Source organism: Mesorhizobium sp. M0030 (genome assembly GCF_040323695.1).
GTDB lineage: Bacteria > Pseudomonadota > Alphaproteobacteria > Rhizobiales > Rhizobiaceae > Mesorhizobium.
In genome coordinates this window covers 246,506-268,155 of the sequence record NZ_JAMYVE010000004.1, presented here as the reverse complement: position 1 = coordinate 268,155, position 21,650 = coordinate 246,506, and the positions used below count along the sequence as shown (strand labels likewise).

Annotated in this window: 23 protein-coding genes; 11 read left to right on the top strand and 12 right to left on the bottom strand. The window is 64.0% G+C overall.

The features are described from left to right. Positions 1 to 6: 6 nt before the first annotated feature. Positions 7 to 1,482, top strand: coding sequence for a pyridoxal phosphate-dependent decarboxylase family protein (locus NKJ80_RS11400; protein WP_023686153.1), 1,476 nt, complete (start codon positions 7 to 9; stop codon positions 1,480 to 1,482). A gap of 27 nt (positions 1,483 to 1,509) precedes the next feature. Here the strand turns inward: NKJ80_RS11400 and NKJ80_RS11395 are convergent, their stop codons facing one another. From NKJ80_RS11395 to NKJ80_RS11385, 3 genes are all read right to left on the bottom strand, one after another. Beyond that, positions 1,510 to 1,914 carry a YciI family protein gene (locus NKJ80_RS11395; RefSeq protein ID WP_023686152.1) on the bottom strand — a complete coding sequence of 135 codons (405 nt, stop codon included), beginning with the start codon at positions 1,912 to 1,914 and terminating at the stop codon, positions 1,510 to 1,512. A 93-nt stretch (positions 1,915 to 2,007) separates the two neighbouring features. After that, entirely contained in the window at positions 2,008 to 3,417 is a 1,410-nt protein-coding gene (locus tag NKJ80_RS11390; RefSeq protein ID WP_023686151.1) for an ATP-binding protein, read from the bottom strand. Further along, entirely contained in the window at positions 3,414 to 4,130 is a 717-nt protein-coding gene (locus NKJ80_RS11385; RefSeq protein ID WP_023670002.1) for a response regulator, read from the bottom strand. Before NKJ80_RS11385 ends, NKJ80_RS11390 begins: the two co-directional genes overlap by 4 nt. A gap of 258 nt (positions 4,131 to 4,388) precedes the next feature. Here NKJ80_RS11385 and NKJ80_RS11380 point away from each other — a divergent pair, with 258 nt between their 5' ends. The 4 genes from NKJ80_RS11380 (at position 4,389) to clpS (ending at position 5,901) form a co-directional block, all read left to right on the top strand. Continuing rightward, a complete protein-coding gene (locus tag NKJ80_RS11380; protein ID WP_023683677.1) occupies positions 4,389 to 4,691 on the top strand; it encodes a hypothetical protein in 303 nt (100 codons plus the stop codon). A 39-nt stretch (positions 4,692 to 4,730) separates the two neighbouring features. Further along, a complete protein-coding gene (locus NKJ80_RS11375) occupies positions 4,731 to 4,961 on the top strand; it encodes a hypothetical protein (RefSeq protein WP_023670004.1) in 231 nt (76 codons plus the stop codon). Positions 4,962 to 5,114: 153 nt separating this feature from the next. Continuing rightward, positions 5,115 to 5,462, top strand: coding sequence for a hypothetical protein (locus NKJ80_RS11370; protein ID WP_352497580.1), 348 nt, complete (start codon positions 5,115 to 5,117; stop codon positions 5,460 to 5,462). 133 nt (positions 5,463 to 5,595) lie between these two features. Beyond that, positions 5,596 to 5,901 carry an ATP-dependent Clp protease adapter ClpS gene (clpS, locus tag NKJ80_RS11365; protein WP_023670006.1) on the top strand — a complete coding sequence of 102 codons (306 nt, stop codon included), beginning with the start codon at positions 5,596 to 5,598 and terminating at the stop codon, positions 5,899 to 5,901. Positions 5,902 to 5,945: 44 nt separating this feature from the next. Here clpS and NKJ80_RS11360 read toward each other — a convergent pair whose 3' ends face one another. The 4 genes from NKJ80_RS11360 to NKJ80_RS11345 are packed head-to-tail and all read right to left on the bottom strand — an operon-like array spanning position 5,946 to position 12,775. Beyond that, a complete protein-coding gene (locus NKJ80_RS11360; RefSeq protein ID WP_023741056.1) occupies positions 5,946 to 8,030 on the bottom strand; it encodes a membrane protein in 2,085 nt (694 codons plus the stop codon). 4 nt (positions 8,031 to 8,034) lie between these two features. Further along, complete coding sequence (locus tag NKJ80_RS11355; RefSeq protein WP_352497579.1) at positions 8,035 to 10,860, bottom strand: DUF4159 domain-containing protein; 2,826 nt, start codon at positions 10,858 to 10,860, stop codon at positions 8,035 to 8,037. Further along, positions 10,857 to 11,771, bottom strand: coding sequence for a DUF58 domain-containing protein (locus NKJ80_RS11350; RefSeq protein ID WP_023683683.1), 915 nt, complete (start codon positions 11,769 to 11,771; stop codon positions 10,857 to 10,859). The genes NKJ80_RS11355 and NKJ80_RS11350 overlap by 4 nt, the downstream gene beginning before the upstream one ends. Next, positions 11,771 to 12,775, bottom strand: coding sequence for an AAA family ATPase (locus NKJ80_RS11345; protein ID WP_023705921.1), 1,005 nt, complete (start codon positions 12,773 to 12,775; stop codon positions 11,771 to 11,773). The genes NKJ80_RS11350 and NKJ80_RS11345 overlap by 1 nt, the downstream gene beginning before the upstream one ends. Before the next feature lie 144 nt (positions 12,776 to 12,919). On the opposite strand from NKJ80_RS11345, the gene NKJ80_RS11340 reads away from it, so the two are divergent. From NKJ80_RS11340 to NKJ80_RS11330, 3 genes are read left to right on the top strand one after another with little or no spacing between them, the layout of a single operon-like run. Then, positions 12,920 to 13,549, top strand: a complete 630-nt coding sequence (locus tag NKJ80_RS11340; RefSeq protein ID WP_023686147.1) for a DUF1285 domain-containing protein — start codon at positions 12,920 to 12,922, stop codon at positions 13,547 to 13,549. Then, positions 13,549 to 14,181 carry a CoA pyrophosphatase gene (locus NKJ80_RS11335; RefSeq protein ID WP_023686146.1) on the top strand — a complete coding sequence of 211 codons (633 nt, stop codon included), beginning with the start codon at positions 13,549 to 13,551 and terminating at the stop codon, positions 14,179 to 14,181. The genes NKJ80_RS11340 and NKJ80_RS11335 overlap by 1 nt, the downstream gene beginning before the upstream one ends. Continuing rightward, on the top strand, positions 14,178 to 15,449 hold the full coding sequence (locus NKJ80_RS11330) for a CCA tRNA nucleotidyltransferase (protein WP_023686145.1): 1,272 nt from the start codon (positions 14,178 to 14,180) through the stop codon (positions 15,447 to 15,449). Before NKJ80_RS11335 ends, NKJ80_RS11330 begins: the two co-directional genes overlap by 4 nt. A gap of 6 nt (positions 15,450 to 15,455) precedes the next feature. Here NKJ80_RS11330 and NKJ80_RS11325 read toward each other — a convergent pair whose 3' ends face one another. The 3 genes from NKJ80_RS11325 to hemF all read right to left on the bottom strand — a co-directional run bounded on the left by NKJ80_RS11325 (position 15,456) and on the right by hemF (position 17,287). Beyond that, the gene (locus NKJ80_RS11325; protein ID WP_023670013.1) at positions 15,456 to 15,641 is read right to left on the bottom strand and encodes a DUF1059 domain-containing protein; all 186 of its coding nucleotides are present in this window, start codon (positions 15,639 to 15,641) and stop codon (positions 15,456 to 15,458) included. A 232-nt stretch (positions 15,642 to 15,873) separates the two neighbouring features. After that, positions 15,874 to 16,134, bottom strand: a complete 261-nt coding sequence (locus NKJ80_RS11320; RefSeq protein WP_023686144.1) for a DUF1344 domain-containing protein — start codon at positions 16,132 to 16,134, stop codon at positions 15,874 to 15,876. A gap of 238 nt (positions 16,135 to 16,372) precedes the next feature. After that, positions 16,373 to 17,287 (bottom strand): oxygen-dependent coproporphyrinogen oxidase, encoded by a 915-nt coding sequence (gene hemF, locus NKJ80_RS11315; protein ID WP_352497578.1) that lies wholly within the window; start codon positions 17,285 to 17,287, stop codon positions 16,373 to 16,375. A 275-nt stretch (positions 17,288 to 17,562) separates the two neighbouring features. Here hemF and NKJ80_RS11310 point away from each other — a divergent pair, with 275 nt between their 5' ends. Next, positions 17,563 to 17,820 carry a hypothetical protein gene (locus NKJ80_RS11310; RefSeq protein WP_023683688.1) on the top strand — a complete coding sequence of 86 codons (258 nt, stop codon included), beginning with the start codon at positions 17,563 to 17,565 and terminating at the stop codon, positions 17,818 to 17,820. On the opposite strand, the gene soxR is transcribed toward NKJ80_RS11310, so the two are convergent. Continuing rightward, entirely contained in the window at positions 17,817 to 18,263 is a 447-nt protein-coding gene (gene soxR / locus NKJ80_RS11305) for a redox-sensitive transcriptional activator SoxR (RefSeq protein ID WP_023691595.1), read from the bottom strand. The genes NKJ80_RS11310 and soxR overlap by 4 nt on opposite strands. 146 nt (positions 18,264 to 18,409) lie before the next feature. Further along, the gene (locus NKJ80_RS11300) at positions 18,410 to 18,868 is read right to left on the bottom strand and encodes a tRNA (cytidine(34)-2'-O)-methyltransferase (RefSeq protein WP_023670018.1); all 459 of its coding nucleotides are present in this window, start codon (positions 18,866 to 18,868) and stop codon (positions 18,410 to 18,412) included. 445 nt (positions 18,869 to 19,313) lie between these two features. Between NKJ80_RS11300 and NKJ80_RS11295 the strand changes: the two genes are divergently transcribed. Both NKJ80_RS11295 and NKJ80_RS11290 read left to right on the top strand, forming a co-directional pair. Further along, positions 19,314 to 19,721 carry a hypothetical protein gene (locus NKJ80_RS11295; protein ID WP_352497577.1) on the top strand — a complete coding sequence of 136 codons (408 nt, stop codon included), beginning with the start codon at positions 19,314 to 19,316 and terminating at the stop codon, positions 19,719 to 19,721. A gap of 27 nt (positions 19,722 to 19,748) precedes the next feature. After that, positions 19,749 to 21,644 carry an ABC transporter ATP-binding protein gene (locus NKJ80_RS11290; RefSeq protein ID WP_352497576.1) on the top strand — a complete coding sequence of 632 codons (1,896 nt, stop codon included), beginning with the start codon at positions 19,749 to 19,751 and terminating at the stop codon, positions 21,642 to 21,644. Positions 21,645 to 21,650: the final 6 nt, after the last annotated feature.

Here is a 21,650-nt window from a genome sequence, read left to right as displayed (position 1 = left end):
AATTGCATGGACGCGATGCCTGGACACTCGGCTACCAGTACCGAGGAAACGCTTGACCCCTCGGACTGGGCCGATGTGCAAAGCCTGTCGCATCGGATCGTTGACGATGCCGTCGCTTACCTGCGCGATGTCAGGCAACGGCCGGTGTGGCAGGAGATGCCTGGAGATGTGAGGGATTTCTTCACCGCCTCGCTGCCGCAATCGCCGACCGCGCTTGCCGACATCTATGGCGATGTCGTGGACAAGGTGATGCCCTATCCGATGGGCAACATCCATCCGCGCTTCTGGTCCTGGTATATGGGGTCGAGCAATTTTACCGGCGCGATCGGCGATTTCCTGGCGGCAATCCAGGGCTCCAATCTCGGCGGCGGCAACCATGCCGCCGCCCTGATGGACGGCCAGGTGGTCGACTGGTGCAAGCAGATGATGGGCATGCCGGCTTCGGCCAGCGGCACGCTGGTCAGCGGCGGCTCGATGGCCAACATCATCGGGCTCACCGTGGCGCGCAACACCAAGGCCGGCATCGGCGTGCGCGAGCACGGCGTTGGAGCAATCGAAAAGCCTTTGCGTTTCTATGGCTCGGACCAGGTCCATTCCTGTCACCGCAAGGGGATGGAAGCGCTCGGTCTCGGCAACAAGGCGCTGCGCCGCATTGCCAGCGACGCCGGCCTGCGCATCGACATTGAAGGTTTGAGGACTGCGATATCGGAAGATCGCGCGGCCGGGTTCAAGCCGGCCTGCATCATCGGCAACGCCGGCACTGTCAACACCGGCGCCATCGACGATCTGCAGGCGCTGGCCAAGCTGGCGCATGAGGAGGACCTCTGGTTCCATGTCGACGGCTGCATCGGCGCGCTGATCGCGATCGCGCCTGAGAATGCACATCGCGTCGCCGGCATCGAATGGGCCGATTCCATCGCGCTCGATCCGCACAAATGGCTGCATGCGCCTTTCGAGGCAGGCTGCGCGCTGGTGCGGGATGCCTCGGCGCATCGCAAGACCTTCGCGGTGACGCCGGAATATCTGGAGTCGACACCGCGCGGCCTCGCCTCCGGCCAATGGCTGCACGATTACGGCCTGCAGACGTCACGCGGCTTCAAGGCACTCAAAGTGTGGATGGCATTGCGAGAACACGGCGTCGAAAAATTCGGCCGCCTGATCGACCAGAACATTGCGCAGGGGCAGTATCTCTCAGGGCTGATCGCGGCCGAACCAGCGCTCGAACTGACGGCGCCGACCAGCATCAACATCGTCTGCTTCCGCTATCGCGCGGATGGTCTCGATGGCGAGCGCGCGAAAGCGCTCAACACCGAGATCATGCTGAGGCTTCAGGAAGACGGAACCGCCGCCATTTCCGATACCACGGTGCAAGGCCGGCATTGCCTCAGGGTGGCGATCAACAACCACCGGACCCGGCGCGAGGATCTCGACCTTCTCGTCGCCGAAACGGTCCGCCTGGGCAACGAGATCGCTTCTGCCTGACCGGCCATGGGGTAGAGCAAGCGGCTCTCAGCCGCTGGCGGCCTCCTGGAAATCGCCCTTCGTCACGGGGAACGCCAGGCCGGGAAGGTAAAATGTGATCGGCCGGATTTCGTAGACTGCCGAGGGATTCACGCGGCGCAAGTCGCGCGCGGCTGCAATCGCCGCCTCCTGCGTGGCGCAGTCGAGGACATAAAGACCCAGCAATTGTTCCTTGGTCTCGGCAAACGGCCCGTCGATGACGATGCCTTCGCCCGGACCGCGCAGCGTCACGGCGTCGGCGGTCGCGCCCAGTCTTGCCGCCGGCCCGAGCTTGCCTTCGCGGGTCAGCCTGGCGTTGACTTCGAGCAGGTCGTGCATCAGCGCCGCATCCTGCTGCGGCGTCAGGGACTGGATGGTCTGTTCGACGTGATAGGCCAGGATGGCGTAAAACATGCGGCGATCTCCTCCTGTTCGAGCGGCTGCACTATTGCAAGGTTGGGTTGGCTGATCCACCCCCGGTGCCCATCGAGACGCTAGTCTGCTGCCTCATGCCGCCAGCGGCAGGCTGAGCTCCGTCAGCAGGCCGCCGCAGGGACGGTTGGACAGGTTGACATCGCCGCCGGCGGCACGCGCAATGTTGCGGGCAATGGTCAGGCCGAGGCCGAGACCGCCGGTCTGGCGGTTGCGCGATTGCTCCAGCCGCACGAAGGAACCGAACACCTGGTCGAGCTGCGCCTGCGGTATGCCCGGCCCCTCGTCGCGGATGACCAGCGTGACCGTGCCGTCCGACTGCCGCAGGCTGACATGGGCTTTCTTGCCGTAGGTCACGGCATTCTGGACCAGATTGTTGACGCAGCGCTTCAGCGCCACCGGTCGCGCGATGCAGATCATGCCACGCGGCCTGGCGCCGTCATGGTCGAACGTGACGTCCTCGAAACTGTCGGCGATCGATTCCACCAGCGACCAGAAATCGATCCGCTCGCTCTTCTCCTCGGTGACTTCGAAGGTGGCGAAGTCGATGACGGAGCTGGCGATGCTCTCGATGTCGGCGAGGTCGTGGGCCAGCGCCTCGCGCGCGGTCGATCTGCGCAACAGTTCGAGGCGCAGCCGCATGCGGGTCAGCGGCGTGCGCAGATCGTGGGCGAGCGCGGCGGCCAGATGTTCGCGGTCCTCGACATAGTCGCGCAGCCGGACCTGCATGGCGTTGACGGCTTTGGCCGCGGCGCGGATTTCGCGGCTGCCGGTCTCGGCGATCGGCGGGCTCTTCAGATCCGTGCCGATCCGGTTGACCGCGGTTTCCATCATCCGATAGGGCGCCGTCAGCCGGCGCAGCGACCAGATCGACATGATCACCACCAGGGCCGCGATCAGCGAATAGAGCGGCAGGCTGTCGAAGCTCAATATCGGTCCGACCGGCGTGTTGGGCTCGGTGAAATTCAGCCATTGGCCGTCGGCGAAGCGGACAGAGGCCGTCAGCTTGTCGCTTTGGGCGAAGCTGGCCGCCAGCGATAACAGGTCACGCTCCACCGCGCCCACATCCTTGGTCACGGCCACACCGCCAGGCGCGTTGGCTGCCTGGGTTGCCGGATCGCGCCGGACGCGGGCGTCGGTGATGCCGAATTTCGACAGCCGCCCGACCAGGATGTCCTCGAGTTCGGCCAGTTCGTCGTCGCCGGCGATCGACGAGGTGACCGCGGGCGTGTCCGAAACGGTGAGCGCATAGGTGGCGTTGAACAGACCGGAGGCCGTCAGCTTGCGCTGCTCCGGCGTGTCGTCATGCATCAGCTGCACCAGCGAATAGGCGCGGTCGTTAAGCCGGTAGAGATCGACCTCGTCATTGGCGACGGCACGATCGCGCGAGACGATGTAGAGCGTGGCGACCTGGCTGATCAGCAGGCCGGCAATGACGATGAGCAAAACCCAGACCGGCAGGGTTTGCGGCAGGAAACGTCTCATTCGGAGGTGGTCTCGGGCAGGAACTGGTAGCCGCCGCTGCGCACAGTCAGGATCAGTTTCGGCGTCTTGGGGTCGTCTTCCATCTTGCGCCTGAGACGGCTGACCAGGATGTCGATGCTGCGGTCGAAGGAATAGTCGCTGTCACCGCCGGAAAGCTCGATGAGCTGGTCACGGGTGAGGACGCGCTGCGCGCTTTTGACGAAGGTCTGCAACAGGTTGAACTCCGCCATCGTCAGTTCGACCCTGACGTCGCCCGGCGCCATCAGCCGGCGGCGCGAGCAGTCCATCGTCCAGCCGGCAAAATGATAGATCTGCTTGGTGGTGGCCCGCTTCGGCTCGGCAGCACCATTGCGCCTCAAAACGGCGCGGATACGGGCCAGCAGCTCGCGCGGATCGAAGGGTTTGGGCACATAATCGTCGGCGCCCATTTCCAGGCCGACGACGCGGTCGGTGGTCTCGGTGACCGCCGTCAGCATGATGATCGGCGTCGAGTAGCTGGCGCGCAGGTCGCGGCAGAGCTCCAGCCCGCTCTTTCCCGGCAGCATCACATCAAGCACGATCAGGTCTACCTGCGTGCGGCGCAGTATGTCTTCCATCTCGACGCCGTCGGCGGCAACCGTGGTGCGCAGGCCGCGCTTCTGGAAGAATTCCTGAAGCAGGTCGCGAATGCCCTTGTCGTCGTCGACGATCAGTATGTGCGCATCGGATTTCACGGCGATCCTGTCATTGCTGGCGGCCGGTCGGCGGCTGCCTTCTGAGTCTGCTTCTGTGGCGTCACCCACACGATAGAATTCTGGCCACATGTTGGCCAGCGGCGATGATCGCCCGCAAAGCCGATTTGCCAGAAACAATTCAGAAACAAAATTCTATAGTCCGGAAAAACTCCCGAAAAAAATCAAGGGCATAAAGGGTGCCGTGGCGGTCAGGACATCGGCTGCGACGCGAAGTCTCCGGAGTAACGGACATCACCAATGCACAGGTTCACGATCAGCTTGATGGGTGCGCTGCTCAGCATTCCGCTCGTCACAGCCGCGGTCGGAGCCACAACCGCAAAGGTGACGCCGATCACAAGGAGCGAGCGCTGCATCGATCTCAATCGCCAGGTAGACGAAGCCCTTGAAACCCATGCCGCGGCAACGCAGGTCACCGCGGCGAAAGCACTGCAAAGAAAGGGAAACCGGTTCTGCGCCAACAAGAAACAGGCACAGGGTATCCGGATGCTCGCGAACGCTTTGAAGCTGCTTGGAGTGACACCGATCGACCCGGTTCAGTGACACTCGAAACACGACCCGCACAAAGAAGGAAATGAAGCCATGAAAAAGTCCATCCTCTCCGCCACCGGTCTCGCCGTCGCTCTCGCTTTCGCAATGCCGGCTCTGGGCAATGCCGCTGCCACCACGACCGCTGCTCCGGCTGCTTCCACGACCACCGCTCCGGCGACCACGACCGCCAAGCCCCCGGTGAAGAAGGTCGTCGCCAAGAAGCCCGTCAAGAAGCACAAGAAGGCGAAGAAGGTCGTCAAGACGGACGCCCCGAAGGCCTGATCCAGACAGCCAACAGGCTTGTCTGTAACAAGGCCGCTCCAGCACCCCCCCGGCTGGAGCGGCCTTGTCGTGTGAGCATGATTACCCGTTGATGGGTGCCGGCCACCCAGGACTTTAACCCGTTTGCAATGCCGGTCCGGTAGGATAGCCCGCATGAAGAAGCGGCTTTCATCCATTCTGCGCTCGATGGCCATCGGCGGCCTTGTGGCCTCGGCAATGGTCAGGGTGCTGATCCAGTTCACCGCCAGCCCGGTGCCCGATCCGGTGAGCGGGCGCACAGAGCCGTCGCTGTTTGCACCGGCAATCTCCAGCAGCTGGCAATACATCACACCATGGCAAAGCCTGCTGCTTACCGTGATCACCGGCGCGGCGCTGGCCTGCTTCTTCGGCTGGCTCGCGGTCGCCTGGGTCGAATACAAGGCGGCCGGATCAAGGCCGGATGCGGCATCCAGCGCACGGGAATTCCAGGCTCGTCGCGTCGCCAATCGCCAGGGCCGTTGAACCGCAGCATACACTTCCTAAATTTGTGAACGGCAGCACTTCCGGGAAGCCGGTTTGGCGCGCCGATCAAAATGGACGACGGCTTTCCCCCATGACAAAGTGAGAGCGACCCCTCGCGCGATACCGGTTCCCGATGCCTGAAATCAGTTCCAAACCCCGCACCAAGACCAAGCCGCGGACCGAGCGGCCGAAGCTCTACAAGGTCATCCTCATCAATGACGATTTTACGCCGCGCGAATTCGTGGTGACGGTGCTGAAGGGCGAGTTCAAGCTCAGCGAAGACCAGGCTAACCGGGTGATGATCACCGCGCACCGGCTCGGCGTTTGCGTCGTTGCCGTCTTCACCAGGGATGTCGCCGAGACCAAGGCGACACGGGCCGTCGACGCGGCCAAGGCCAAGGGGTACCCGCTGCTGTTTACGACGGAGCCGGAGGAGTAGGTTGAGCGTCTTTCTCCCCGTATAGTGACGGGGAGAAGGGATCCTTACCTTCCCTCTCTGTACCACATCGCGCCCATGGCCAGCAGCAGCAGGCAAAGGCCGAGGAAGCCGCCGAACAGGGGTACGCGCGAGACGGCTTTGAGCACGCTGTCGTCGGTGCTGCGCAGGCCGATCCAGTCTGCGCCCGAGGCCGCACCGGAGGCGCGGACCGGGACGATGGAGGGCAGGGTGACGCTGCCGGTGAGCTGGCCAAGGGTGGAGGAGGCCGCCAGCCGGCGCACGCTGCCGCCGGTGGCCTCAGTCGGAGCCTTCAACCGGTCCTCGGTAGAGACGACGTCGGAGAATTCCGGCGCGTTGACCGGGCCGACATGGGCGAGTGCGGTCAGGTCACCATTGCCGATCTGGTAGAGGCCGATCTCCTTGGTCTCGATGCTGCCCAGGAAAACGCCGGGTTCGGACTTCTCCAGCTTGATGATCAGCGCCTTGCCCGAAGGGGTGATCACCTGCGCCGGGCCGGGATCGTCGCTCATCGTCTGGCGGCGGATTTCCAGCATCATGCCGCGGCCGTCGGCGGTCAGCCGCTCTTCCTCGAGTTCAGGTTCCTTCATCAGCCAGTGGGCGATGCGGCGGTAAAGCTGGACATGCGGCCCGCCACCCTCGAAGCCGCGCGCCCATAGCCAGCCCTGATCGGACAGAAGCATGCCGACGCGGCCTTCGCCCTTATGATCGAGCAGAAGCAGCGGGCGGTTGTCGGCGCCCTTCATCACCACTTCGCCTTCGGGGTTCTGCACGCCGATGGTGCGGAACCAGCGGCTCCAGCGCGGCGGCTCGGTCGCCGAGCCGTCGAGGCCGCGCGTCACCGGATGGCGCTGGCCGAGATCGGTGAGGCGCGGATAGAAGGCCTTGTCGATGACTTCGCCGGTCGGCATTGCCGGCAGCGACGACATTAGCGGGGTGCGGGCGATCGAGGAGTCGCCGGCATATTCCGGCCCGGCGGCGATCAGCAGCGCGCCGCCCTTTTCGACGTATTCGGAGATGTAGTCGTAATAGAGGATCGGCAGCACGTCGCGGTGCTGGTAGCGGTCGAAGATGATGAGATCGAAATCCTTGATCTTCTCGACGAACAACTCGCGGGTCGGGAAGGCGATCAGCGACAGTTCGTTGATCGGCGTGCCGTCCTGCTTTTCCGGCGGCCGCAGAATGGTGAAATGGACGAGATCGACCGAGGCGTCGGATTTCAGCAGATTGCGCCACGTGCGCTCGCCGGCATGCGGTTCGCCGGAAACCAAAAGCACGCGCAAGTTCTCGCGGATGCCGTCGATCAGCGCGATGGCGCGGTTGTTGGCGTCGGTCAGTTCGCCCGGCTCGCGGTCAATAGAGAGTTCGACGATGTTGCGGCCGGCGCCGGGGATGGTCACCTGCAGCGGCATCGCCTGGCCGATGGTCGCTTCTTCGACCGCGACCTGCTCTCCATTGACCGAGACGCGGACATCGACCGGGCCGGTTTCGCCGTCGGTGGCGATGACGCGGTAGGTCATGTCGAGCGGCTTGCCGACGAGGCCGAAGCGTGGCGCGTTCTCGAAGCGGATGCGGCGGTCCTTCTCGTGCTCGTTGCCGGTGATCAGCGCGTGCAGCGGCGCATTGAAGTCGGGGGCGGCCGGTGCGTCATGCACCTCGCCATCAGTGATCATGATGGCGCCACCGATGCGCGAGGGCGGCACGTCGCGGAAAGCGCCTTCAAGCGCTGCAAAAAGCTTGGTCTCGGTGCGCTCGTCGGCGGCTTCCGACTTGCCGGCCTCGACGACGCGGACGTCGAACTGCTTGAAGCGGCCAAGGCGCTGCTGCAAACCGGCAAGCGCTTCGTCGGTCTGTTTGGTCCGGTCGCCGATATCCTGGCTCTGGCTGCGGTCGACGATGACGGCAACGACGCTCTTCAGCGCCTCGCGCTCCTCATCGAGGAAGACCGGATTGAGGAGTGCTGCGCCCAGCGCAATCAGCGCCGCGAAGCGGAAGATCGCGCCGCGCTGGCGAAACCACAAGCCGACAGCCGCCAGCACCAGCAGCGGTGCGAGCACCAAAGCCAGCAAGGGCCAGGACAGCAGCGGTTCGAAGGAAATCGACCAGTTCATAGGCTTACTGCCCCAGCCGTTCGAGCAGGATCGGCACGTGCACCTGGTCGGATTTGTAGTTGCCGGTCAGCATGTACATCATGATGTTGACGCCGGCGCGCAGCGCATAGATGCGCTGCATCGGATCCGATGGCACGGTCGGCAAAAGCGGGTCACCATTCTCGTCGACGGCCCAGGCGCCGGCAAAATCATTGGCGGTGATCAGGATCGGCGAGACGCCGTCGCCGACGCGTACCGGCCGATTCTCGGCATTGCTGGCCTCGAGCGAGGCTTCCACCCAGAGCGGGCTGCCGGAGAAGCGGCCGGGAAATTCGGGCAGGATGAAGAAGGATTTGGTCAGCACATGGTCGGCGGGCACCGGCTCCAGCGGCGGCACGTTGAGATTGCCGAGAATGTCGCGCAACCGTTCCGTCGCCGGGCTCGCCGAATCCGCACCGATGCCGTTGGCGAACTGGTCGCGCGTGTCGAACAGCACCGTGCCGCCCTGCTGCATATAGGCGTCGATGCGGGCGATCGCGGCTTGACTCGGCATCGGCGCGGAGGGATCGATCGGCCAGTAGATCAGCGGATAGAAGGAAAGCTCGTCCTTCGAGATATCGACGCCCGCCGGCGCGCCCGGCTCGAGCGCGGTCTTCTCGATCAGGAAGCGGGTCAAGCCTTCGAGCCCTGCGCGGCTGATCGAATCGTCACCGGGCACACCGGTCAGCACATAGGCGATGCGGGTCTTGGCAATGTCCTCGATAGCGGCGGCATCGCCGGGCTTGGCGTCGTCGGCGCGGGCGAGGTCGGCATGGCCAAACAGCATGCCGAGGCCAAGCAGCAGCGCAGCCGTCGTTGCCGCGGCCGATCGGGCGCGGCGCGGTCGGCGCGACATCAGCCCGCCCATCCAGAACACCGCCAGCGTGTCGAGCAGCATAAGCACAAGTGCCGCTGTGACCAGCGATCCCTTGAGGTCGCGCGATTCATCGAAAGCGTACTGGATATTGGTCACCGGCACTGTGAATTGCGGGCGCACCAGCGGCGCGAAGGCGGTGGCCGGGTCGAGCAGATTGTGGGCGAAAACGCCGGTTTCCGAGCCATAGAGGCCGGGCGGGTTCTCGAACGTCACCGGCAGCGAGCCGGCGCCAGGGACCAGCGGTCGTGCGTCCGGCGTCGGCGGCACCAAAGTGCCGTCGGCGGCTATCATGCGATAAGGCGCCAGCGACGTAGCAGCGGCTTCGGCGTTGGCAACCGCCGCACCCTGGTTGCGCGACAGCTGCACGATGCGCCGCAGCATCTCGACGAAGCTGCCGGAGATCGGCAGCGTCGACCATGTCGCTTCCGGGGTGATATGGAACAGCACCAGCGTGCCCTTGCCCTTCTTCAACCCGGTCACCAGCGGGGTGCCATCGGCAAGGGTTGCCCAGGTGCGCTCGACGATGTCCGGCGTCGGTTCGGCCAACACCTGCCGGCTCACCGTGACCTCGGCCGGCGGTGCGAGGTCGGCGAACGGGCCGTTCTTCGGGAATTCGGTCACCGCTTGTGGCGTCGTCCATGACAGCGCGCCGCCAAGCGAGCGCTCGCCGGTGCGCAGCCTGACCGGCAACAGATCATCGTCATTGCCGGCGGCGGCCAGCCGCGAACCGGCAAAGCGCACCAGCGTGCCGCCATTGTCGACCCAGTCGATCAGCCGCTGATGGACCTGTGGCGGAATGGTACCGATATCGGCCATGACGATCATCGCCGGCTTCTGGTCGAGAAGCTGCGGGATGGCGTCGGCGAGATCGACGCTCGACGGTTCGACCAGATCGGCGAAAGGCTGCAGCGCGCGCCTGATGTAATAGAGCGGCGACAGAAGCGGCTGCGCCTGGTCGGCCTCGGCCTGCGATAAAAGTCCGACGCGGCGGCGCTTGGAGCTTTCGTCGAGCACGCGCACAGCACCTGCCTGGCGTTCGCCGTCGAGCGCGATCGAGGCGAAGTCGTTGCGCAGTTCGAACGGCACCGCCATCGTGCCGGTGGCGGTAGTCTCACCCGGCGCGAAGGTCAGCGTCGCGTCGGCGATGCGGCGGCCCTTGTCGTCGAAGGCGCCGGCGATGACTTGTGCCGGCGCCGGATCGCCGGGCGCGCGGATGGCGGTCAGGGCGAAGCCGTCGACCTGATTTTCGGCGCCAGTGAGCCCAGTCAGCGCCAGCCGGTCGGAATAGGCCCAGACGACACGGGCGGCGTTTTTCGACAGCAGTGTGTTGAAGGCGGCCTCGTCGCCCTTTGCCGCAAGGCCGTCGGCGAGAACGGCAACGCTGGCGCCGGGCAAGGTTTCCAGCACGCCGGCGACGCGGGCATAGACAGCGGGTCGGTCGGTCGGGATCGGCCTCGGCTTGGCGGCGCGCAGCCGGTCGAGGGCAGCCGCCGCATCGAAGGGGCCGATCTCGGCGTTCGGCTTTTCGGCGGTGAAGGCGATGACGACCGGTACGCCGTTCGAACCGGCATCGGCGATCAGCCGCTGGGCGGTGGCGACGCGCTTGCCCCAGTCGGCAGCACTCGCCCAGTCATTGTCGATGACGAGCGCCAGGGCGGCGCCCTCGGCCGGCAATTTTTCGCGCGGATTGAAAACGGGTTCGGCTAATGCCGCGACGACAAGGGCTGCCATCAACAGCCGCAGCAGCGTCAGCCACCACGGGCTCTGCTGCGGCGTTTCCTCGCGCTTCAGCACGCGAGCGAGGATCTTCAGCGGCGGAAACATTTCGGACTGCGGCTTGGGCGGTGTGAGCCTGAGCAGCCACCAGATCACCGGCAGCGCGAGCAGGCCCCACAACACCATGGGAGCGCCAAAGGAGAGCGGCAGCCAGCTCATGCGCCGGCCCTTCCCACGAATGCGCCATCGGCGGTCATCGCCATGTGGATGCGCACCAGCGCCTCGGAAGCGAGGCGATCGGTGTGGTTGACGGTGTAGCTCCAGCCGAGGCGCTTGCACCAGCTGGCCATCTCCTGGCGGCGGGCGGTGTAGAGCAGGCGGTATTCGTCGCCGAGCATTTCGGCGCGGCCGGCGGTCAACTTGTCGCCGGTCTCGGGATCGGTGAATTCGGTGCGGCCGGCATAAGGAAAGGTCTCCTCCGCCGGATCGGCAACCTCGATCAGATGCGCACGCACGCCATGCCGCGCCAGCACATCGAGCCATTCCATGGTCTCCTCGACCGGGTCGAGGAAATCGCTCACGACGACGATGTCGCAGAAGCGGCGGATGGCGGACAGGTCAGGCTTTGCTGGCAGGTCCGCGGCGTGCATCAACTGCGCTGCGATGCGCTCGGCGCCGTTGCGGGCGGTGAACGGATCTGTCAGGCCGGGCCATGCGATGCGCTCGCCGCTGCGCGACAAAAGTTCGGCCATGGCCAGTGCCAGCACCAGCGCGCGCGATTCCTTGGAAACGCTGGCGCCAGTCGATTTGTAGAGCATGGAGGGCGATGGGTCGGCCCAAAGCCACACCGTGTGGGCTGCTTCCCATTCGCGGTCGCGCACATAGGTGTGGTCGTCGCGGGCCGAACGGCGCCAGTCGATGCGCGAGGAATCGCCTTCGACATAGGGGCGGAACTGCCAGAAATTCTCGCCGATGCCGCGCTTGCGGCGGCCATGCCAGCCGGCAATTACCGTATTGACGATACGGCGTGCCTCGACCAGCAGGTCCGGCACCAGCGAAGCCCGCAACCGGCCCCTGGCGAGCGCGTCGCGCGTCGCTGCCGGTGCCTGGACTTCGCCGATACGCGCCATCAGATTCCTTTGGCCAGTTTCGCTACCACGTCGCGCACGGTCGTGCCCTCGGCGCGGGCGGCAAAGGTCAGCGCCATGCGGTGCTGCAGCACCGGTTCGGCCAGCGCGCGGATATCGTCCACCGACGGCGCCAGCCGCCCGTCATAAAGCGCGCGCGCACGGGCGCACAGCGTCAGCGCCTGGCTGGCGCGCGGGCCGGGACCCCAGGCGACATGCTTGTCGGTCTCGGCATTGCCCTGGCCGGGACGCGCCGAACGCACCAGTTTGAGGATGGCGTCGACGACGCTTTCGGGCACCGGCATACGGCGGATCAGCGTCTGGATTTCCCTCAGCCGCGCCGGCTGCAGGACGTTTTGCGCCTTGGCGTCCTCGATGCCGGTGGTTTCGAGCAGGATGCGCCGCTCGGCCTCGATTTCAGGATAAAGGATATCGACCTGCATCAGGAAGCGGTCGAGTTGCGCTTCGGGCAGGGGGTAGGTGCCTTCCTGCTCCAGCGGGTTTTGCGTCGCCAGCACATGGAAGGGCGCGGGCAGGTCGTGGCGAATGCCGGCGATGGTGACGTGATATTCCTGCATCGCCTGCAGCAGCGCCGACTGGGTGCGCGGCGAGGCGCGGTTGATCTCGTCGGCCATCAGCAATTGCGCGAAGATCGGGCCGGAGATGAAGCGGAAGGAGCGCCTGCCGGCCTCGTCCTGCTCCATCACCTCTGAGCCGAGAATGTCCGACGGCATCAGGTCGGGTGTGAACTGGATGCGGCGCGAATCGAGGCCGAGCACGACACCGAGCGTTTCGACCAGCTTGGTCTTGGCAAGGCCGGGCACGCCGACCAGCAGCGCATGGCCGCCGGCAAGCAGCGCCACCAGCGTGCGCTCGACCACCACTTCCTGGCCGAAAATGACGCGGCCGACGCCGTCGCGCACCCTGGAAATATCGGCCAGCGCCGTCTCGGCCTGGGCGATCATGTCCTTTTCGCTGATTGGGCTTTCCTTGACCATTACGCTCATGCCGCATCGATCCTTGTGCTGGAAGTACCGGCTTGCACTGTAGTGCCTTAGAATGCCGCGATTCGGCTTCGCCTGGCGCCTACGAATGAATTTAAATCACAGCCTTAGGCTGACAAGCGGAACAACAGTGACTATTTCGTGACCATGACGGAACGCTCCGAACATCGCGAGCACAGCCTTACTGCCGCAACCGAGGCGCGCGGTCTCGAAGCGTTGATCTCGCGTGCGGCTCGCGCCGGCAAGGGCGCGGCGCCGGTGGAGCGCTGGAATCCCGACTTTTGCGGCGATCTAGACATGGAGATCAAACAAGACGGAACGTGGTTCTATCTCGGCACGCCGATCGGCCGCATGCCGCTGGTGCAGCTGTTTTCCAGCGTGCTGCGCAAGGACGAGGATGGCAGGACCTATCTGGTGACGCCGGTCGAACGGGTCGGCATCCGCGTCGTGGACGCGCCTTTCATCGCGGTTGAAATGGATGTTTCCGGCGCCGGCGCCGAGCAGACCATCACTTTCCGCACCAATGTCGGCGATGTCGTCGAGGCCGGACCTGGCCATCCGCTGCGCTTCGTCGACGAGAACGAGACCGGCGGGCTAAAACCCTATGTGCTTGTGCGCGGGCGGCTGGAAGCGCTGGTGGCGCGGCCGGTGATGTACGAACTGGTCGAGCATGGCGAGGAGATCGATATCGGCGGCAAGACGATGTTTGCCGTGCGCTCGAAAGGCGAAATCTATCCGATCATGCCGGCGGAAAAACTGAAGCGGCTGAGCGCATGATGGATCAGGTGAGGCCGCCGCCGTTTTCCACAGCGGATTTTCGCGCGCGGGTCGCGGCGCAAGCTGAAGTCCATGCCGGCGACGATTATGGCGATCATCGCTTCAACCCCGGCCATCCACGGTTGACGCAGCTCAAAGCGCTGCGCGACGCCGCGGTGCTGATCCCGGTCGTCGATCATGGACGCGATGCGACCGTGCTTTTGACCAAGCGGGCGGAAAAACTGCGCAGCCATTCCGGGCAGGTGGCTTTTCCTGGCGGCACCATTGATCCCACCGATGCGACCCCGGAAGCAGCGGCCTTGCGCGAGACCTTCGAGGAGATCGGCCTCGGCCATGACCGCATCGAGATCATCGGCCGCATGCCCGATTATGTCGCCGGCAGCGGCTATCGCATCGCGCCGGTGCTGGCGATCGTCGAGCCCGGTTTTACGCTGTCGCTCAATTCCGACGAGGTCGACGCCGCCTTCGAAGTACCGCTTTCGTTCCTGATGGATCCGGCCAACCACACCAGGGACAGCCGCATGTGGAACGACCTGGAATGGTTCTTCTACGATATGCCCTATGGCGGCCAGCGCATCTGGGGCGTCACCGCCGGCATCATCCGCACGCTCTATGAAAGGCTCTATGCTTGAGTGATCCGGTATCGCTGGCGGGCAGAGCCGACTGGCTGGGTGAAAAGCATCTGCAGCGGCTGCTTGCCGTGCTGGCGCAAGGCGGCGAGGAAGCCCGCATCGCGGGCGGTGCGGTGCGCAATGCACTGATTGGGCAGCCGGTCGCCGATATCGACGTTGCTACCACTTGCCTGCCCGAGGAAACCGTTCGCCGCGCCGAGGCGGCGGGCTTCAAGGCGGTGCCGACCGGCATCGAGCACGGCACGATCACGGTGATTGCCGGCGGCGCGCCCTATGAGGTCACCACGCTGCGCGCCGACATCGAGACCGATGGCCGCCGCGCCAAAGTGTCGTTCGGCCGCGACTGGAAGGCCGACGCCGAACGGCGCGATTTCACCATCAACGCGCTCTATGCGGAGGCTGACGGGACGGTCGTCGACCTGGTCGGCGGCGTCGGCGATATCGAGGCACGAAGGCTGCGCTTCATTGGCGATGCCGAGCAGCGGATCCGCGAAGACTATCTGCGCATCCTGCGTTTCTTCCGCTTTTTCGCCTGGTACGGCGAGGGTCGGCCCGATGCCGAGGGATTGAAGGCCTGCGCCCGGCTCAAGGACGGTCTCGCCCATCTCTCGGCCGAACGCATCTGGTCCGAGCTGAAGAAGTTGTTATCGGCCCCAGATCCGTCGCGCGCCTTGCTGTGGATGCGCCAGGCCGGCGGGCTCACCAGCGCCCTGCCGGAAAGCGAGAAATGGGGCATCGATGCCATTCATGGGCTGATCAAGACAGAAAAGGATCTGGGCTGGGCGCCGGACCCGCTGCTCAGGCTGGAGGCGATCGTGCCGCCCGATGCGGCGAGGATGAAGACACTGGCCGAGCGGCTGAAACTTTCGACCACTGAGGCGGAGCGCCTGCGCCACTGGGCGCTGACGGCTGCCGTCGAGCCCAAGACAAGCGAAGCGGAACTGGCCAAGAAACTCTATTCCGGCGAGCGCCAGGGTTTTCTCGATCGCCTGCGGCTGTCGCTGGCGTCGGCGCGAGCGCGGGCTCTCGAGGACAATGACGCGCTGGTTCAGGCCGGCGGGTTTTCGCGCCTGCTCGCTTTTGCGCTGAAATGGGAAAAACCGGTGTTCCCAGTCAAGGGCGGCGATCTGACGGCGCTTGGCGCGTCGCCGGGGCCAATGCTCGGTGCGATTCTGAAAAACCTGGAAAAGGAATGGATCGGGTCCGGCTTTGCGCTCGATCGCGACGCGCTGCTGGAGCGCGCCGCGGAAGCCTTGAAGGCCAGATAGGACTGCTCAGGCCGCGTCGCGAACTTTCTCGATGCGCGAGCGGATCGCCTCGATCATCGTCTCGCGAATGACCGTTTCGCCATGTGTCTCGCGCATATGGTCGACGGCGCGGCGCATGACCTCGGCTTCCTCACCGGCACGCGTGTGCCACTCACAGCCGGGAACCAGCGAGCCGCAATGGAATTCCTTCATGGGATTTTCTCCTTTTCCTCCTTGGAGCCTGTGCCTCTCATGGGCACACGAAGCTCCGCCATCTCTGTTCCGCGCCCTGTCACAGCAGTCGGTTTCGGGGGCGCGCACGGGGGAGTTAGCATAACACGGTTCCACGAGTTTGGTTGCCGTGGGGGCGAAAAAGGCGGAGCAGCGCTGCTCCGCCCCCTCTTGCCAGGCTAAGCCAAGGCGAGAACGTTCGGTCTTGTCCCGATCACTTCTCGATCTTGACGGACTCGGCAACCTTGTTCTTGCCGCTCATGTCCCAGGAAACGCGGACCTTTTCGCCTGCCTTCAGGCCAGGATCCTTGAAGGTCTTGGGCAGCGTAAAGGTCGATCCATCGTCCAGAACGAGGCTCATGGCCGTGCCATCATAGGTCTTGACCGTGCCCGTGGTGTGCTTGACCGCGGCAAAGGCAATCGAGCCGGAAGCGAGAAGGGCAGCGGCGGCTGCCGAAACAATGAGCTTTCGCATGTAATACTCCTGGAAATGCGGGCATCCGTTTGGAAAATGCTCCGCCTTGTTCAGGGCCGTCCGGTAGCGTCGTGTCGCGGTTCGGGACTGAACCGCCGGCGCTTCCCGGCCCGAAACGACAAATAGTCGTTTTATTTCAATTGCCTATTAGACGAAAAAGATAATGGCGATGCCACATTGGCTGCCCAGATTCGGCGAATGGGACGTCAATGCGGCTCACGTTTCGCTCACCGATTTTTTACGGCCACCTGACCTCCGGCGGCAGGCTGGACAGGATCGAAGCGACATTGCCGCCGGTCTTCAGGCCGAAGATGGTGCCGCGATCGTGAAGAAGGTTGAATTCGACGTAACGGCCGCGGCGAATGAGCTGCTCGTCGCGGTCGTCGTCGGTCCAGTTCTCGTTGAAATGGGCGCGAACCAGGTGTCCGTAGACGACAAGGAAAGAACGCCCGACATCCTGGACGAAGTTCAAATCGGCATTCCAACCGCCTTTCTCCTCCCCCGAATGCAGCCAGTCGAAAAAGATGCCGCCGACGCCGCGCGGCTCGTTGCGGTGCGGCAGATAGAAATACTCGTCGCACCAGGCCTTGAACTTCGGGTGGTCGGCGACCGCGGCATTCTTCTCGCAGGCGAACTGCATGGCTCGATGGAAGGCGACCGTGTCGGGGTGATCTTCCGTGCGGTTGCGGTCGAGCACCGGCGTCAGATCGGCGCCGCCGCCAAACCAGTGGCGCGACGTCACGACCATGCGGGTGTTCATGTGCACGGCCGGCACGTTGGGGTTCCAGGGATGCGCGATCAACGAAATGCCTGATGCCCAGAAGCTCGGGTCTTCCTCGGCGCCGGGCATCTGCTTCCTGAATTCGGGCGAGAATTCGCCATAGACGGTCGAAGTATGGACGCCGACCTTCTCGAAGACGCGGCCGCGCATCATCGCCATGGCGCCGCCGCCGCCCTTTCCATTGTCGCGTTCCCACGGCGTCTTCTCGAAGCTGCCGGGCGACCATTCGGCCAGTGGTCCCTGCAGTTCCTGTTCGATCTGCTCGAAGGTTGTGCAAATGCGCTCGCGCAGCGTCTCGAACCAGAGCCTAGCCTTCATTTTCTTCTGTTCGATGTCGGGTGGCAGGCCTGCCGGTATTTCTGGTCGTTCCAAAATGCTGTCTCCGGTCGCGGCCGACAAAGGACCTAGTGGAGTGAATTTGACATTTGCACACAGCGTGGCGCAGGGCACGATGCAAATGTCAAATTCGAAAACTCCACCAGAAACATGAACTTGCTAGTGGTCCTTGTGATTCCAACATTCGCAACGGCGCCTGGGGATTAGGGAGGCGAATGTTGGAATCGGACCACTAGCCTTTTCCGGGCGCGATCCCTAATCTCTTAGGGGCAAGGGTCAAGTGTCATCTGGTTCGGCCCAGGAGTTCTTTCATGCGCACGCCGGCAAGACCGCCGCTGCATGGCCTGAAGAAAAGGCTCGATCGTTCACGCGCCGAGCGCGAGCGCATGCCGCGTGACGGGTTTTTGCGCGAGACCTTCGTCCTGCCGCGCCCGGATGCGCGGCTCAAGGCCAAGGAATGGTTCGAGCGTTTTCCCAAGCAGGCCTACTGGACCGAGATCGAAAGCTGGTTCGAGCGGCCGGGCGACGTAATCGAATTCACCATACGGCGGCTGCCCGCGGCGGATTAGGATTCCACAAGCAGTCGCCTTGCGCCCGGCCCTTGCGCACTCAAGCGATCTTCCCTGTTTCGCAGCGGGCATTTGTCGATCGACATGCAGCCGCAGCCGATGCAGTCGGTAAGGCCGTCGCGCAGCTTCTTTAGCTGAGTGATCTTGCGATCGAGGTCGTCGCGCCAGCCGGTCGACAACAGGTTCCAGTCCTCGCGCGTCGGGGTACGGCCTTCTGGCAGCGATTCAAGTGCGGCGCCGATCTCGGCCAGCGAGATGCCGACCTCCTGGGCGATCCGGATGATCGCCACCCGCCGCAGCACGTCGCGGCCATAGCGCCGCTGGTTGCCCGACGTGCGGTGGCTGCGGATCAGCCCGCGCGCCTCGTAGAAATGCAGCGCCGACACCGCCACGCCGCTGCGCATGGCCAACTGGCCGACCGTCAATTCCTTTACCGGAGCCATCTCGATTTTCCGCTTGACCTCAACTTAAGTTGAGCTTGTAGCCAGGAAATGTCGATAGGGCAATTGAGGAGAAGGCGATGTGCGCCTGGGTGAGAATGATGCAAGACGCAAGGGCCGTTGGCGATGACGACAACGCGTTGAAGGTTCTAGCCGAGTTGCCGGATGGCTTCACCGGCGACCATGGCGACGGACAGCGCGACGTTGATGCTGCGCGTGCCCGGCTGCATCGGGATCGTCAGCCGCGCATCCGCCGCCTGATGGACAGGATCCGGCACGCCGGCGGATTCGCGGCCGAACAGCAGGATGTCGCCTTGGGCGAAGCTGAAGCCCGTATAGGGGGTCGCGGCTTTGGTGGTGAGCAGCACCAGCCGGCAGGCTTGGCCCTTGCGCCAATCCTCGAAGGCGTTCCAGTCGACATGCCGGGTCAGGGCAGCCATTTCGAGGTAGTCCATCCCGGCGCGCTTGAGCGCTTTGTCGGAGAGCGGAAAGCCGGCTGGTTCGATGATGTCGACGCCAAGGCCGAGGCAGGCGGCGAAGCGCAGGATTGTTCCGGTGTTGCCGGCGATGTCAGGCTGGTAGAGGGCGATGCGGAGACGGTGGTTCATTTCCGCGTCTTTCTAATAAGTGGCAGATCGGCCACAGCGGGTGGCTGGTTTTGGAAATTGCTGGACCTGCGGGTGGCCATTTTCTGCGAAGTCGATTATACCGCAGGCATTGTCAACCCGAACCGATGGAGGGGTATTTCATGCTGACCATGCACATCCTGCGCCCCTCCCGTGGGCTTACCTGCCTGCCGGCGGTTTCGGTACGACGATTTACCTGATTTCTTAGATCTGATCGCACCGATTCCCGCCGAACCCAATTTTCGGCTCTCGAAGGAATCCTGCGATGTTTTTCAACCGGTTAAAGGGGCCAAGCGCCCCAGCTGAGCATGTCGCGACCGAGGCCTATCCTCGCGTCTCGACGGATGCAATCCGTGCCTCCGGCCGAATGCCGGCGCATGACATTGCTTCGCCTTTCTATGTCTATTTTCACACGGAGGACGGACCGATGTTCGATCCCTATAAGATACCTGGTTCAAGAAGCCTGCACGAACGCAAGACGGCGACCTGGGCGTTGCTGGTCGGCGAGACCTATTCGTCGGCGGTTCATGCCGAGACGCGCCGGCGTCCGCATCGCGGCATGTTGCCGGATGTCGATTTCTCGCGTGCGGTTCCCGACCACAGCCGGCCGTCGCTGGTGCGCCGGATCATCCGGCTGATCCGGCCGGGCGCGAAAAACCGGACTGCTGGCGGCGTGCCGTCAGCTCAGTCGAAGGCTTCTGTCGGTGAAAAGCCCGCAAGTCCCTATATTGCGCGAAGCAGGACCGATGGCCCGGGTGATTCCGGGCCGTCGGTCCCCGCCGACGTACGGTATAGGGACGCGGAGCGCCCCGGGGATTTTTCCCGCGCCGCATGAGCGGACAAAAGTTTTGTGAGCATCACTATGTTTAGCTGGTTTGAAAGAAGGCTCGATCCGTTCCCCGCAGCGGAACCGGTCGAGCCGCCGAAGACGCTGGTTGCCTTCTGCGTGCATTATACGCGCGGCGCCTGGCCATACATCATCGTCGACGCGGTGCTGGTGACGGCGATTGCCATCGCGGAGGTGTGGATGTTCGGCTTCATGGGCCACATCGTCGACTGGCTGTCCGAGCAGAACCGCGAAACCTTCCTGCAGACCGAGAGCTGGAAGCTCGCCGGCATGGCCTTCGTCGTGCTGTTCGCGCTGCCGGGTACGGTATGGCTGCATTCTTTGCTCAACCAGCAGACGCTGATGGGCAACTACCCCATGCGCATCCGATGGCAGGTGCATCGTTATCTCTTGAAGCAGTCGATGAGCTTCTACCAGGACGAATTTGCCGGCCGCATCGCCACCAAGCTGATGCAGACGGCACTCGCCGTGCGCGAATGCGTCATCAAGGTGATCGAGGTGCTCAATTACGTCATCGTCTATTTCCTCGGCATGCTGTTCATCGTCGGCTCGGCCGACTTGCGGCTGGCGGCACCTCTCGGCGTCTGGCTGCTCGGCTATATCGGGTTGTTGCGCTATATCATCCCGAAGCTGGGCAAGGTCGGCGAGGCGCAGGCCAATGCGCGCTCGACTATGACCGGCCGCGTCGTCGACAGCTACACCAACATCCAGACGGTCAAGTTGTTTTCCCATGCACGGCGCGAAGCAACGTTCGCGAGAGAAGGCATGGCAGGCTTCCTCGACACGGTCTACCGGTCGATGCGGCTGGTGACGGTGCTTTACGGGCTGCTCTATATCCTCAACGCGCTGCTCCTGTTTTCGGTGACGGCGCTGGCGCTGTGGCTGTGGCTCGGCCAGGCGGTGACGATCGGCGCCGTCGCCGTGGTCATCGGCCTCGTGCTCCGTATGTGGGGCATGTCGCAGTGGATCATGTGGGAAATGTCGAGCCTATTCGAGAACATCGGCACGGTGCAAGACGGTATCGCCTCGATCTCGCTGCCGCGCCTGGTCGAAGACCGGCCGGGGGCGAAGGACATTGCCGTCACCAAGGGCGAGATCCGCTTCGACGACATTCGTTTCCACTATGGCAAGCAGAAGGGCGTCATCGAGAACCTGTCGCTGACGGTGAAGCCCGGCGAGAAAGTCGGCATTGTCGGGCGCTCGGGCGCGGGCAAGTCGACGCTGGTCAATCTCCTGTTGCGGTTCTACGACCTCGAGAACGGCCGGATCCTGATCGACGGCCAGGAGATCGCTTCGGTGACGCAGGATTCGCTGCGCGCGCAGATCGGCATGGTGACGCAGGACACTTCGCTGCTGCATCGTTCCGTGCGCGACAACATTCTTTACGGGCGGCCCGATGCGACGGAGGAAATGCTTGTCGAGGCAGCCGGGCGGGCCGAGGCGCTGGAGTTTATCGGCAGGCTTTCGGATCACACCGGACGTAAAGGGCTCGACGCTCATGTCGGCGACCGCGGCGTCAAATTGTCCGGCGGCCAGCGGCAACGCATCGCCATTGCTCGCGTTATGTTGAAGGACGCACCGATACTTATCCTTGACGAAGCGACGTCGGCGCTGGATTCCGAAGCCGAGGCCGCCATCCAGGAGAATCTCTACAAGCTCATGCAAGGCAAGACCGTCATCGCCATTGCGCACCGGCTGTCGACCATCGCGGCGATGGACAGGCTCGTCGTCCTCGACAAGGGCCGTGTCATCGAGGAGGGGTCGCACGAGGAACTCGTCGCCAGCGGCGGGCTCTACGCGCAGCTCTGGCAGCGCCAGTCGGGCGGGTTCCTGCTCGATGACGGTCCGGTCGATGCCGCCAATGACGCTGTTGCCAACGACATCGGCGTGAAGGGTGAAGCCGCAGAGTGATGACGT